The sequence below is a fragment of the Streptomyces sp. NPDC001153 genome (assembly GCF_053598315.1).
The window spans coordinates 258,857-272,434 of sequence record NZ_JBSFJZ010000005.1 but is presented as its reverse complement, the minus strand read 5'-3'; the positions used below and the strand labels follow the sequence as shown (position 1 = coordinate 272,434).

Sequence of the window (13,578 nt, the reverse complement as noted above, 5' to 3'; positions counted from 1 at the left end):
GCCGGTACCGTTCGCGGGCGCGGAGATCAGGCCATCAGGGTGCGCGGGGGCGCACGCGAGGCGCCCGTACGCCGCCCGCGCTTCCGACGGCCGGGCTTGGATACGGCCGGACGGGGTATCCGGAGGCGTCCGCGCACGGGGCGGCCCCGGCGGGCGGCCGGGGTGCTCGCCGTGCGCGCTGCGCGCTCGCGAGGGAATGTGGTGCCCAGGATGCGCGACGCGGCCGGGCGAGGAGGTGGTCGGCGTGTCCGACGGGCCGGGACCGGCACCGGCGGCCGACGGGGCAGCGGCCGCCCATACCGTGATGTCGCTTGCGCTGGTCTCGATGATGCAGGAGGTGCACGCACACTCCGGCGCCGTCTACCTGCTCAGGCCCGACGAGCCGGTCCTGGAGATGACGGTGCACGCGGGCATGCCCCGGGCGTTCGCGGCGCCGTGGGAGCGGGTCGGGCTGTCCGCGCCGATCCCGGTCGCCGACGCGGTGCGCGACCGTCGGCTGGTGTGGGTGGGCGGCGAGGAGCAGATGGCCCGTTGCTACCCGCGCATCGCGGTGGTGCTCCCGTACCCGTTCGCGCTGGCCGCGCTGCCCGTGGCGACCGAGCGGCAGGTGTACGGCGCGGCGTTCGTGACCTGGCCCGGGGCGCATCCGCCGGAGCTGTCCGACTGGGAGCGGGACCATCTGTGGGCGGCCTGCGAGCGGCTGGGCCTGCGGCTGGAGCGGGCCACGTGGGAGGACGGGCCGCTCGAGCACGAGGCCGATGTGCTGACGGAGCCGGTGTCGGCCGTGGCGGACACGCTGGGCTCGGTGGAGGCGACACGGATGGTGTCCCGGCTGCCGTACGGCCTGGTGTCGCTGGATCTGCACGGCCGGATCGGGTTCGTCAACACGGCCGCCGCCGAGCTGCTCGGCAGACCGGCCGGGGAGCTGCTCGGCACGCCGCTGTGGGGGTCGGTGCCCTGGCTGAACGACCCGATGTACGAGGACCGTTACCGGGGGGCGCTGCTCAGCCAGCAGGCGACGTCGTTCGTGGCGCTGCGCCCGCCGGGCGAGTGGCTGTCGTTCCGGATGTATCCGAGCACGACCGGGCTGAGCGTGCGGATCAGCCGCGCCAGGGCGGTGGCGGAGATGGCACGCGGCCCGGCGCAGAAGGACGCGGCACCACCCCGGCTGGTGACGATCTCCCAGGTGCTGAGCTTCGCGGGCGCGCTGACCGAGGCGGTCGGAGTACAGGACGTGGTGCAGCTGGTCTGGGACGAGGTGGCGCCGGCGGTCGGCAGCCAGGCGCTGGTGGTCCTCGGTTCGCAGGGCGGTCGGCTGCACGTACTGGGACATCGCGGGTACCCCGACCCGCACGCCGTGGAGCGGTTCCACGGGCTGCCGCTGACCGAGCGGACCCCGGGCACTCAGGTGCTGAACAGCGGGGTGCCCGCGTTCTTCGACTCCCAGGAGGAGCTTCAGCGGCTGTATCCGGGCCGGCGCGAGACCCCGGACGGCTTCGCGGCCTGGGCGTATCTGCCGCTGATCGCGTCCGGGCGGCCGGTGGGCACCTGTGTGCTGGCCTATGCCGAGCCGCATGTCTTCCCGGCCGACGAGCGGGCCGTACTGACGTCGCTGGGCGGCCTGATCGCGCAGGCGCTGGAGCGGGCCCGGCTCTACGACGCCAAGCACCGGCTCGCGCACGGGCTCCAGCAGGCCCTGCTGCCGAACTCGCTGGCACCGCCGCCCGGCATCGAGGCGGCCGCCCGCTATCTGCCGGCCACCCACGGCATGGAGATCGGCGGCGACTTCTACGACCTGGTGCCGACGCTGCCGCTCACGGCCGCGGTGATCGGGGACGTGCAGGGGCACAACGTGACCGCGGCGGGCCTGATGGGGCAGATCCGCACCGGGGTGCGGGCGTACACCACGGTCGGGCAGGCCCCGCACGAGGTCATGAGCAGCACGAACCGGCTGCTGATGGACCTCGGCACGGAGCTGTTCGCCAGCTGCCTGTATCTGCGGCTGGACCCGGCACGCGGGCGGGCCGTCATGGCGCGGGCGGGTCATCCGCCGCCTCTGCTGAGACCGCCGGACGGCCGGGTGCGGGTGCTGGACCTGGCCGGGGGCCCGCTGCTGGGGATCGACGCGTGCGCGGTGTATCCGACGACCGAGCTGTCCCTCGTACCCGGCTCGGTGCTCGTCCTGTACACCGACGGTCTGGTGGAGGCGCCCGGTGTCGACATCGAGGAGGCGCTGGCCGATCTCGGCGCGCTGCTGTCGGAGGCCGGCGACCAGCCGCTGGAGAAACTGGCGGACGAGGTGGTCCGGCACACCGTCGCGACGCGGGAGCGGGTGGACGACGTGGCGTTGCTGTTGCTGCGCGCGTGCGACGACGCGTGACGGTCCGGCCCTCCCGCCGGAGGGCCGGACCGTTCCCCCGCCGGCCGGAACCGCGGGTGAGGCCGGCGGGGCGATGGGGTGTTCAGGCAGGCAGGGGCACTGCGTCGCGCCCCCTCGGGGCGCTGCTCAGCGGGTGCTGGTCAGGGACGACCCGTCGTTCGCCGAGCCGCTGCCGGACTGGTCGCCGGAGCCGGCGCCGTTCCCGGACTGGTCACCGGCCGAGGCGGGCGGGGCGGCCGAGCCGCCGCTCTGGTCGCCGGCCGCGCCGGCCGGGTCACTCGCCGAGGCCGACGGGTCCGCGGAGCCGGACTGGTCACCGGCGCCGGACTGACCGCCGGCCGAGGCCGACGGGGCGGCGGAACCGGACTGGTCGCCCCCGCCCGCCGAAGCCGACGGCGCGGCGGAACCGGACTGGCCGCCCGCGCCGCCCGCGGCGTTGCCGCCGCCGAGGGTCGCGCCGGTGGCCTGCAGGGCGGCGGTGACCGGCTGGAAGAAGGTCTGGCCGCCGCTGGTGCAGTCGCCGCTGCCGCCGGAGGTGAGGCCGACGGCTCCGCCGTCCTGGGTGAACAGGGAGCCGCCGCTGTCGCCGGCCTCGGCGCAGACGTTGGTCTGGATGAGGCCGTTGACGGTGTCGGTGCCGCCCGGGACGGTCTCGCTCGCGAAGTTCACGGTGGCGTCGAGGCCGGTGACCTGGCCGTTGTGCAGACCGGTGGTGGAGCCCATGCGGAACACGGTCTCGCCGACGGTGGCGTCGGCGGCCTGGGTGATCTGCACGGTCTGGCCGTTGCCGGCGTTGACCGTGCTGGACGTCTGGGTGGTCTTGTCGTTGTACTTGACGAGGGAGAAGTCGTTGCCAGGGAACTTGGCCTGGTCGACCGTGGCGATGGGCTGGCCGTTCTGCGAGTCGGACCAGTCCTTGGCCGCGACTCCGCAGTGACCGGCCGTCAGGAAGGCGGGGCTGCCGTCGGAGGCGGTGACGTTGAAGCCGAGGGAGCAGCGGACGCCGCCCTGCTGGGTCTGGGCGAAGATGGCGTCGCCGCCGGCGACGAAGGTCTTGAAGGTGCCGGCGGACTTCGTCAGCGTCGCCATGCCGGAGCCGAGGCTCCGCACGGTGGACTGCAGTCTGTTCCACTTGGCGCCGGTGACGGTGGAGTCGGCGGTGACGACGACCTTGTCGGTGCGCGGGTCCACGGCCCAGGAGGTACCGGGGATCGTCGCCTTGGTCTTCAGCGTCGTGGCCGCGGCCTTGAGCTCGCGGGTGCTGTTCTGCACCTGACGCGCGACCGCGCCCGCCTTCTTCACCTGCGCGACGACGTTGTTGTCGCCGCCGACCACGTTGACGACGAGTTGCTGCTTGCCGCTGTCGAAGTACGACCCGGCGACGGCGTCACCGAGAACCTTCTGCAGCTGGGCAGCGAGGTTCGAGGCCTGCGTGGCCTTCAGCGTCCTCGCTGTGCCGGTGGCACCGGATGCCTGGTTCTTGTCCTGTGAGGCCATGGCGTTGGGCAGCAGGATGGCCGCCGCTCCGAGCGCCGCGACACCGCCCACCGCTATCGCCGCCTTGCGCTTGGGCATTCGCTTGTGACTCAAACTTCTCGACCTCCTGGGGACGGGGGTCTGCCGCTTGCGGGCAGTTCGTATCGGGGCGCCTGGATGGCTGTACGTACGCACCGGCCGTGCGGTGTGTTCAATTCCGTTTCCCAACGGCCGTGCCGGGCGGGCGAATCGGCCACCCTGCGCGTGTCACGGCGAGCGGCCGGGAACAATCCCCCATATGACGATGACCCCCGCCGAAGCCGACAAGATCCTCTCCGCCAACTTCGCCCCCTGGGTGCTCGATCTCGGGCTGACCGTCGAGGCGCTGGGCGAGGACCGGGCCGTGCTGCGACTGCCCTGGTCGGAGCGGCTGGCCCGGGAGGGCGGCGGGCTGTCGGGGCAGGCGCTGATGGCGGCCGCCGACACGGCGACGGTGATCGCGGTGTCCGCCGCGCGGGGCGGCTTCGTGCCGATGACGACGGTTCAGCAGTCGACGTCGTTCCAGCGGGCGGTGACCGGTTCGGATGTCCGGATCGAAGCGGTCCTGACGAAGCTGGGCCGCCGGATGGCGTTCGCGGACATCACCCTGAGCGACGCGGGTTCGGGCGCGCTCGCGGCCCGGGCGAGCACGGTCTACGCCCTTCTGGGCTGACACGTTCCGCTACCGATCAGTAACGGTCCGTTCCGTGCTCGATGCGGAATCGCTGCTTCAGGGAATCTGCACATTGAATACTCAACCAAGTCACTGACGACCGGGGATCTGCACATTCGCGCGCCCCTGGTCACTCCTTTGGCGCGGAGTGCCGGATTCGCGATCCGGCAGGCAAGCCTTCGTACGCGACGATGCCGTGCGGCATGTGAAGGAGTGGCCGACATGTCGTGCACACGCCTGCACGGATGACGCCCGTCCCGAGCCAAGTGCCCTGGTGAGGGCCCTGGTTGATTGGAAGCGCCCGCCACCTGCGTGCTTTGATCCATCGCACCGCGGGGGTCGCGGCGGGCTCCCGGAGACGGGGGTCCGGCGCCCGCGGTCGCGGCCGTCCATCTGTCCCCAGAGGGGGCCGCTCCCCCTTGTGAAATATCCATAGGAAGGGAAGTTCCATCATGAACTCCACCCCCCAGGTCGAGACCGTCGAGATCTCGGACGCCGAGCTGGACAACGTCTCCGGCGGTCTGTCCCTGAACACCCTGAACACCGTCACCGGCGCCGTGAACGGCATTGCCCCGGTCTCCGGCACGGTGGACACGGCCATCGGCACCGTCGAGGGTGTCACCGGCCTGAACGTCCAGCCGGTCACCAACCTGGTCGCCGGTCTCTGATCGCACCTCGTTGCATCGAAGGTCCCGGAGCCGTCCCTCGGCTCCGGGGCTCATCGATGCCCTGAAACACCAGCGTCTCTCCCACAGGTGAGGGAAGTTCCGTGCAGTTCCGCCAACAGGCCCTCGCCAAGCTCCAGTCGCCCGAAGAGCTCGATCTTCCGGTCCGGCTGGCCCGCCCCCAGGGGTGGCTCGCCCTGGGCGTCACCGTCGTCGTCATGGCCGCGGCCTCCGTCTGGGCGGTGACCGGTTCGGTCGCCTCCACGGTGAGCGCACCGGCCGTCCTCACCCACGGGCAGGGCAGCTATCTGCTGCAGAGCCCGGTGTCCGGCCAGGTCACGGCCGTCCTCGCCCAGCAGGGCGAGCGGCTGCCCGCGAACGCCCCGGTCCTCAAGGTCCGTACCGCCCAGGGCGATGCGGTGGTCCGCACGGTCGCCGCGGGCCGGGTCACCACGCTCGCCGCCACCATCGGGCAGATCATCCAGACCGGCACCGATGTCGCCGCCGTGGAGAAGGTCGCCCACGCCTCCGACCCGCTGTACGCCACCGTGTACGTGCCCGCCGAGAACGCCGCCGCCATCCCGACGCACGCCTCCGTCGACCTCACCGTGTCCTCGGTGCCGGCACAGAGCTACGGCGTGCTGCGCGGCGAGGTGAAGTCGGTGGACCGCACCGCGCAGTCCGCCCAGTCGATCTCCGCGTTCCTCGGTGACAGCCAGCTCGGGCAGCAGTTCACCAGCCGGGGTCGCCCGGTGGCCGTGCTGGTCGCACTCGACAGGTCGGCGAGCACGAAGAGCGGTTACCGATGGTCCACCACCGACGGACCGCCGTTCCGGCTCGACTCCATGACGCTCGCCTCCGGTTCCATCAAGCTGGCCGACCAGCACCCCGTCGATTGGCTGCTGCCGTGACCACCACGCAGGAACGCGGCCGCAGACGCGCCGCACCGGCCAAGCGCCCGGTCCCCAAGCCCCGTGGCGGCCCGGTCCGTACGCCCACCGTGCTCCAGATGGAGGCCGTCGAGTGCGGCGCCGCCTCCCTGGCGATGGTCCTCGCGCACTTCGGCCGGCACGTCCCGCTGGAGCAGCTGCGTATCGCCTGCGGCGTCTCCCGCGACGGCTCGCGCGCCTCCAACCTGCTGAAGGCGGCCCGCAGTTACGGCCTGACGGCCAAGGGCATGCAGATGGACCTGGCCGCCCTCGCCGAGGTGCGGGCACCGGCCATCCTCTTCTGGGAGTTCAACCACTATGTCGTCTTCGACGGCATGGGCCGCCGCTTCGGCCGGCGCGGCGTGTACATCAACGACCCCGCCAAGGGCCGCCGTTTCGTGCCCATGGAGGAGTTCGACGGCAGCTTCACGGGTGTCGTGCTGGTGCTGGAGCCGGGCGACGGCTTCACCAAGGGCGGGCGACGTCCCGGCGTGCTCGGCGCGATGCCGGCCCGGCTGCGCGGCACCGCCGGCACCCTGCCCGCCGCCGTCCTGGCGAGCCTGCTGCTGGTCGCGGTCGGCGCCGCGGTGCCCGCGCTCAGCCGCACCTACATCGACACGTTCCTCATCGGCGGCCGGACCTCCCTGCTGGGCGTGCTGTTCGCCTCGATGGGCACCTGCGTCCTGCTCACCCTGGTGCTGACCTGGCTCCAGCAGGCCAATCTGCTGCACGGCCGGATCATCTCCTCCACCCTCTCCAGCGCCCGCTTCCTGCGCCATCTGCTGCGGCTGCCGGTGACGTTCTTCGCCCAGCGCTCCCCCGCCGACCTGGTGCAGCGCCTGCAGTCCAACGACCAGGTCGCCGAGACCCTGGCCCGCGACCTCGCGGCGGCCGGCGTGGACGCGATCGTCGTCGTGCTCTACGCCGTCCTGCTCTACACCTACGACCCGCAGCTGACGTTCGTCGGCATCGGCGTCGCCCTGTTCAACGTGGTCGCCATGCGGCTGGTGGTACGGCTGCGCGCGACGCGGACGGCCAAGCTGCGCGCGGACACGGCACGGCTCACCAACACCTCGTACACCGGTCTTCAGCTGATCGAGACGATGAAGGCGACCGGCGGCGAGGACGGCTACTTCCGCAAGTGGGCCGGGCAGCACGCCACCACCCTGGAGGAGCAGCAGCGGCTCGGGGTGCCGAGCGCCTGGCTCGGGGTGGTCGCGCCGACGCTCGCCACGTTCAACAGCGCGCTGATCCTGTGGATCGGCGGCCTGCGCGCGGTCGAGGGGCACATCTCGGTGGGCCTGCTCGTCGCCTTCCAGGCGCTGGTCACCCGGTTCACCGCACCTCTGACCCGGCTCAACGGTGTCGCGGGCCGCATCCAGGACTTCGCCGCCGACGTGGCCCGGCTGAAGGACGTGGAGAACTTCCAGGCCGACCCGCTCTACGCCCGCCCCGGCGGCGCCGACTCCACGCGCCGGCTGCACGGGCACGTCGAGCTGGAGAACGTCACCTTCGGCTACAGCCCGCTGGACAAACCGCTGCTGAGCGGCTTCGACCTGACGGTGGGACCGGGTCAGCAGGTGGCGCTGGTCGGCGGCTCCGGCAGCGGCAAGTCGACGGTGTCCCGGCTGATCTCGGGCCTGTACGCGCCGTGGGACGGGGTGATCCGCATCGACGGCCGCCGGCTGGAGGACATCCCGCGCGGCGCGCTCGCCGCCTCCGTCTCCTTCGTCGACCAGGACGTGTTCCTCTTCGAGGGCTCGGTCCGCGACAACGTGGCCCTGTGGGACCCGTCGATCCCCGACGAGGCCGTGGTGGAGGCGCTGAAGGACGCGGCCCTGTACGACGTGGTGATGCGCCGGCCCGGCGGCATCCACAGCAGGGTCGAGCAGGACGGCCACAACTTCTCCGGCGGTCAGCGGCAACGGCTCGAGATCGCCCGGGCCCTGGTCCGCAGGCCGAGCATCCTCGTCCTGGACGAGGTGACCAGCGCGCTGGACGCGGAGACCGAGCTGGTCGTGATGGACAACCTGCGCCGGCGCGGCTGTGCCTGCGTGGTCATCGCGCACCGGCTGAGCACGGTCCGCGACAGCGACGAGATCGTGGTGCTGCAGCACGGCACGGTCGTGGAGCGCGGGCGGCACGAGGAACTGGTGGCGCACGGTGGCGCGTACGCCGCGCTGGTCAGGGAGCGATGAGATGACGACCGTCGGCGAAGGTGACCTCGTTCTCGGTGCGCTGGGCTCCATGGGCACCCGCATCGACTGCGCGGGCTTCAACCGGCTGGACCTGGAAGGCCCGCAGGTGCTGTGGCTGGTCACGGCCGGCGCCCTGGACCTGTTCGCGGTGGACGCCGCCCAGCAGGGCCACTGGCACCACCTCGGCCGGCTGGAGCCGGGCGCGCTGCTGCTCGGCCCGGTCGCCGGGCCCCAGCACACCCTGGTGGCCCGCCCGGTCCGGGACTGTGTGGTGCACCGGATCAACCTGCGCGAGCTGTACCAGCCGGCGAACACCCAGACCTGGTCCTACGACGAGTACGGCAACCCCCAGTACGTACCGCCGGCCACCAGCCCGCTGGAGTACGCGGTCGCCCTCGGCGTCGGCCGCGGCCTGTCCGTCCTGTTCCAGGCTCCGATGGCCGAGGAGCGGTCCCAGGCGCCCACCGACGACGACGTGTTCTGGATGCAGGTGCCGCCGGGCAGCGTCCAGTACGGCGCGCTGTACGGCGCGGAGGCCACCGCCGACCTGCTGATGGACCCGGCGCTGTGGCAGTCCATGGTCGACCAGCAGTACCGGCTGCTGACCGCGCTGGACCGGTGGATAGAGCAGCTGGAGCGCACCCACGAGAACCGCACGGCCGCCGGGATCAAGGCCGGTGAGGCCGTGCGCGCCCAGGCCGACCAGACCCTGCTGGCCTCCATCGGCAAGCGCTCGGCCCGCCGGACGACCGCGGCCGACGCCGACGCCGGTCATGCCGCCTGCAAGCTGGTCGCGGAGGCGGCCGGGATCAAGCTCGCCGAGCCCGCGCAGAGCGGCACCGAGAGCGAACGCCTCGACCCCGTCGAACGGGTGGCGCTCGCGTCCCGGGTGCGCACCCGTGCCGTACGGCTGCAGGGGCGCTGGTGGCGGGAGAACGTGGGCCCGCTGGTCGGGCACCGGGCGCTGTCGGGCGCACCGGTCGCGCTGCTGTGGCGGCGCGGCGGGTATGTGGCCGTGCACCCCGGCACCGGACGCGAGACGCCGATCGAGAAGGCGAACGCGGAGGAGTTCGAGCCGCGCGCGGTGATGTTCTACCGGCCACTGCCCGACAAGGCGCTGACGCCGTTCGGTCTGCTGCGGTTCAGCCTCCAGGGCACCCGCGGCGACCTGCTCGGTCTGCTCCTCGCGGGCCTGGTGACGGTGGCGATCGGCGCGCTGGTGCCGGTCGCGACCGGCAAGGTGCTCGGCGAGTACGTGCCGACGGCGCAGACGGGCCTGATCGTCCAGGTGTGCCTGGCGGTGATGGTGAGCGGGGTGGTCGCGGCGGCGTTCACGCTGCTGGAGAACCTGTCCATCCTGCGCCTGGAAGGACGTATCGAGGCGGCCCTGCAACCGGCCGTCTGGGACCGGCTGCTGCGCCTGCCCACCCGCTTCTTCACCCAGCGCTCCACCGGTGAACTCGCCAGCGCGGCCATGGGCATCAGCGCCATACGACGGCTGCTGGCGGGCGTCGGACCGGTGGTCGTGCAGTCGCTGACGGTCGGCGCGATGAACCTGGGCCTGCTGTTCTGGTACAGCCCGTCGATGGCCCTGGCCGCCCTCGGCATGCTCGTCGTCATCGCGGCCGTGTTCCTGGGGCTGGGGCTGTGGCAGGTGCGCTGGCAGCGGAAGCTGACGGTGCTCGGCAACAAGCTCAACAACCAGGCCTTCCAGACCCTGCGCGGCCTGCCCAAGCTGCGCGTGGCGGCGGCGGAGAACTACGCGTACGCGGCCTGGGCGCGGGAGTTCGCGCGCAGCCGGGAGCTGCAGCAGAAGGTCGGCCGGATCAAGAACCTCACCACGGTGCTCGGCGGGATCTATCTGCCCGTGTGCACGCTGCTGATGTTCATGCTGCTGGCGGGCCCGGCGAGGGGCGCGATGTCGGCGGCGGACTTCCTCACCTTCAACACCTCGGTGACGATGGTCCTGACCTCGGTCACCCAGTTGACCGGCTCCTTCGTCTCGGCGGTGGCCGCGCTGCCGCTGTTCGAGGAGATCAAGCCGGTCTTCGAGGCGACCCCCGAGGTGCGGACGTCGAGCACCCGGCCGGGGCCGCTGTCGGGTGGGATCGAGGCCCGCCGGCTGTCCTTCCGGTACGCCGACGACGGCCCGCTGGTCCTGGACGACGTCTCCTTCGCCGTGCGGCCGGGCGAGTTCGTGGCGGTCGTCGGCCCGAGCGGCTGCGGCAAGTCCACCCTGCTCCGCCTGCTCATCGGCTTCGACAAGCCGGTCTCCGGCAGCATCCTGTACGACGGCCAGGACCTCGCGGCGCTCGACCAGTCGGCGGTGCGCCGTCAGTGCGGGGTCGTGCTCCAGCACGCGCAGCCGTTCACCGGCTCCATCCTGGACGTCATCTGCGGCACCGAGCCGTACACGCCGGAGGAGGCGATGGCGGCGGCCGAGATGGCGGGGCTCGCGGAGGACATCAAGCGGATGCCGATGGGCCTCCATACGATCGTGGCGGGCAACGGCGCGATCTCCGGCGGCCAGCGGCAGCGGCTGATGATCGCCCAGGCCCTGATCCGGCGCCCGCGCATCCTGTTCTTCGACGAGGCCACCAGCGCCCTGGACAACGACACCCAGCGCATCGTCATCGACAGCACCCGCAAGCTGAACGCCACCCGTGTCGTGATCGCGCACCGGCTGTCGACGGTCCTGGACGCCGACCGGGTGATCGTGATGGAGGAGGGCAAGGTGGTCCAGCAGGGCACTCCGGCCGAGTTGCTCGCGGACACCACGGGCCGGCTGCACGAACTGGTGCGCCGCCAGCTGACGTAGCGTCCGCGGCGGCCGGGCGCGTTCAGTACTTGCCCCGGCGCGGCCCCCGCTCCTCGTCTCCCCGGTCGTCGTGGGTCGGCGTCCAGTGGTGCTCGCAGAACCAGCGGCCGAACAGGGCACCGCCGTAGATGACGAACCCGACGCCGATCAGCCAGGACTCGACCACGAGCACGGTGCCGACCGCGCCGTAGCTGAGCGCGTTGGTGACGATGAGCGGGGTGAAGACGAGGTAGGAGAAGGCCCGCAGGCCGGCCAGGCCGAGGACGGTGGCGAGCGCGCCGGGCAGCAGGGAGCGCCACTGGATCTGGCCGCCCAGCAGGAACCGCTGCCCCCACCAGAAGAAGAGGATGCCGCTCACCGCGGACAGCGTGATCCGCTGGCCCCCGTGCAGCGCGTTCTTGGTCGCCACCTCCTGGTAGAGGTAGGCGGTGAGCACCACCAGCCAGGTCGCCTGCCGCCAGACCCGGTGCCAGGGGCCGGAGGCCAGGCCCCAGATGCGTTCGTAGGCGTTCTGCACGCTGCCGCCGAAGGAGACGCCGAAGACGGCCAGCAGGACACCGCCCCAGATGCTGGTCGTGCCGATGACGTTGCGCGGCGGGCTGATGACGTCGGTGATCACATGGGCGGACCGGCCGGACAGGCCCATGCCGTCGGTGAGCCACGAGGCGAAACCGCCCCGCACCAGGGGATCGGCGGCGGCGACCACGATCAGCAGCGGCGCCAGCGTCACCAGCGCCAGGGTGGCGAACCCCATGGCCCGGTGCATCAGTTCCAGCTCACGGCCGCGTTCGAGCAGGGCTCCGGCCCTGAGCCACTCCCAAGCGCGGTGCAGGCCGCGCCGCCACCGCCTCACGGCTCCTCCCGTGCTCGCCACCCACACGCTCTGCTGAAGCCGATTCATCCATCCCGGCGGGCTCCGGGCAACTCACGTGGCTGCCGTGTCGTGACTTCACGGTACGGCGACACGGCGGCGGAGTGACCGGTTTGCGGGCGGCGTCCACCGGAGAATCGGACCCCGTGCGTACTCCTGCCGAGGTGCCCTCCCCCCAGCCGTCGGTCGGCCGGCGGCGGCCGCTGATCCTGAGCGCGAGCATGGGCGCGGGTCACGACACCGTGGCCGCCGAACTGGCGCGCCGAGCCGTGGCGCGCGGACAGGAGCCGCAGGTGGCGGACGTCCTGCGCCTGCTGCCGTACGGCCTGGGCGACGGTCTGCGCCGCGCCTACCAGGCCTCGGTACGGCACTTCCCGTGGGCGTACGCCGGCGTCTACGGCGCGTTCCTGCGCGGCGGCAGGGGGCCGCGCCCCAGCGGGGTGCCGCTGGCCCGGCTCGCCGCCGCCGGGCTGACGGAGCTCGTGGAGCGGACCGACGCCGATGTGGTGGTTCCGGTCTTCCATCTGGCCGCGCAGCTCACCGGTCATCTCCGGGCCCGGGGCCGGCTGCGGGTGCCGAGCGCGGTGTTCCTGGTCGACTTCGCCGTGCACCGGCAGTGGCTGCATCCCGGCAACGACCGCTACCTGTGCCTCACCGACGGGGCGGCGGCCGAGGTGCGCCGGGCCCTGGGCACGCCCGCTGTGACGACCGGCCCGGCGGTCGCGCCCGGGTTTCACGCGCCGGCGCCCGGGGCTGCGCGGTGGCGCGGGCGCTTCGCCCGGCAGGCGCCCGGCCGGCCGGCGGTGCTGCTCTCCGCGGGTGCCTGGGGTGCGGCGTACCGCCCGGACGCCACCGCCCGGCTGCTGACGGCGGCCGGCTGGCTGCCGGTGGTGCTGTGCGGGCGCAACGCAGGGCTGCGGGCGCGGGTGTCCCGGGTGCCCGGGGTGCTCGCCCTGGACTGGGTGGACGATATGCCCGGGCTGCTGGCCGCCGCGTACGCCCTGGTGGACAACGCGGCCGGCCAGACCGCCGTACAGGCCCTCGCCGCCGGGCTGCCCGTGCTCGGGTACCGGCCGCTGCCCGGCCACGGGATGGACGGAGTCCGCCGGATGGCCGACCTCGGCGTGTCGGAACTCGCCCCCGACGGGCCCGCGTTGCTGACGGCTCTCGGCAGCCTCACGGAGGGCGGCCCGCAGCGGGCGGAACGGGTGTCGCGGGGGCGGGCGCTGTTCCGGGATGATCCGATGGCGCACGTGACCGGGATGTGAGACGGGCAGACGGGGGAGGCGGGATACCCACGGCCACCGGCCCACCTGGGTCCGGCGTCCGCTCGCCCTGCGCTCCGGGACGCGGAGCCTGGCGGCCGCTCCCCCGGCCATTGCTCACTGTCACCACCGGTCCCGGAGCACCGGGTGACGCGTCGCCCGGTCCAGCCTCGCCCGGCGCACAACCGATCGCCCCGCTCAGCAGCGCGCCCCATGCTCACGCAGAGAGCCGACGCAAAGCCCGGACTCCCGGCAGTCCGCACC

9 protein-coding genes are annotated in these 13,578 nt (G+C 72.7%); 7 read left to right on the top strand and 2 right to left on the bottom strand.

Features of this window, described 5'->3' with window-relative positions:
* Positions 1-235 precede the first annotated feature (235 nt).
* On the top strand, positions 236-2,380 hold the full coding sequence (locus tag ACWDEN_RS08045) for a SpoIIE family protein phosphatase (protein WP_450857953.1): 2,145 nt from the start codon (positions 236-238) through the stop codon (positions 2,378-2,380).
* Positions 2,381-2,506: 126 nt separating this feature from the next.
* On the opposite strand, the gene ACWDEN_RS08040 is transcribed toward ACWDEN_RS08045, so the two are convergent.
* Positions 2,507-3,955: a S1 family peptidase gene (locus ACWDEN_RS08040; protein ID WP_450858012.1), complete on the bottom strand. Its 1,449-nt coding sequence runs from the start codon at positions 3,953-3,955 to the stop codon at positions 2,507-2,509.
* A 199-nt stretch (positions 3,956-4,154) separates the two neighbouring features.
* Between ACWDEN_RS08040 and ACWDEN_RS08035 the strand changes: the two genes are divergently transcribed.
* From ACWDEN_RS08035 to ACWDEN_RS08015, 5 genes are all read left to right on the top strand, one after another.
* Positions 4,155-4,568 (top strand): PaaI family thioesterase, encoded by a 414-nt coding sequence (locus ACWDEN_RS08035; RefSeq protein WP_351622719.1) that lies wholly within the window; start codon positions 4,155-4,157, stop codon positions 4,566-4,568.
* Between the two features lie 452 nt (positions 4,569-5,020).
* Complete coding sequence (locus tag ACWDEN_RS08030; RefSeq protein WP_351622722.1) at positions 5,021-5,236, top strand: type A2 lantipeptide; 216 nt, start codon at positions 5,021-5,023, stop codon at positions 5,234-5,236.
* Between the two features lie 101 nt (positions 5,237-5,337).
* Entirely contained in the window at positions 5,338-6,144 is an 807-nt protein-coding gene (locus ACWDEN_RS08025; RefSeq protein WP_450857950.1) for an HlyD family efflux transporter periplasmic adaptor subunit, read from the top strand.
* Positions 6,141-8,360, top strand: coding sequence for an NHLP family bacteriocin export ABC transporter peptidase/permease/ATPase subunit (locus ACWDEN_RS08020; protein ID WP_450857948.1), 2,220 nt, complete (start codon positions 6,141-6,143; stop codon positions 8,358-8,360). Before ACWDEN_RS08025 ends, ACWDEN_RS08020 begins: the two co-directional genes overlap by 4 nt.
* A 1-nt stretch (position 8,361) precedes the next feature.
* A complete protein-coding gene (locus tag ACWDEN_RS08015; protein WP_450857946.1) occupies positions 8,362-11,178 on the top strand; it encodes an NHLP bacteriocin export ABC transporter permease/ATPase subunit in 2,817 nt (938 codons plus the stop codon).
* A 22-nt stretch (positions 11,179-11,200) separates the two neighbouring features.
* On the opposite strand, the gene ACWDEN_RS08010 is transcribed toward ACWDEN_RS08015, so the two are convergent.
* Positions 11,201-12,079: a ribonuclease BN gene (locus ACWDEN_RS08010; protein WP_450857944.1), complete on the bottom strand. Its 879-nt coding sequence runs from the start codon at positions 12,077-12,079 to the stop codon at positions 11,201-11,203.
* A 191-nt stretch (positions 12,080-12,270) separates the two neighbouring features.
* Between ACWDEN_RS08010 and ACWDEN_RS08005 the strand changes: the two genes are divergently transcribed.
* Entirely contained in the window at positions 12,271-13,317 is a 1,047-nt protein-coding gene (locus ACWDEN_RS08005; protein WP_450858010.1) for an MGDG synthase family glycosyltransferase, read from the top strand.
* Positions 13,318-13,578 lie beyond the last annotated feature (261 nt).

What these genes read in the sequence shown, in the direction of transcription:
- ACWDEN_RS08030 (WP_351622722.1), top strand. Translation starts at nt 5,021, where the DNA reads ATGAACTCCACCCCCCAGGTCGAGACCGTCGAGATCTCGGACGCCGAG.
- ACWDEN_RS08035 (WP_351622719.1), top strand. Translation starts at nt 4,155, where the DNA reads ATGACGATGACCCCCGCCGAAGCCGACAAGATCCTCTCCGCCAACTTC.
- ACWDEN_RS08040 (WP_450858012.1), bottom strand. Translation starts at nt 3,955, where the DNA reads ATGCCCAAGCGCAAGGCGGCGATAGCGGTGGGCGGTGTCGCGGCGCTC.
- ACWDEN_RS08010 (WP_450857944.1), bottom strand. Translation starts at nt 12,079, where the DNA reads ATGAATCGGCTTCAGCAGAGCGTGTGGGTGGCGAGCACGGGAGGAGCC.
- ACWDEN_RS08005 (WP_450858010.1), top strand. Translation starts at nt 12,271, where the DNA reads ATGGGCGCGGGTCACGACACCGTGGCCGCCGAACTGGCGCGCCGAGCC.
- ACWDEN_RS08015 (WP_450857946.1), top strand. Translation starts at nt 8,362, where the DNA reads ATGACGACCGTCGGCGAAGGTGACCTCGTTCTCGGTGCGCTGGGCTCC.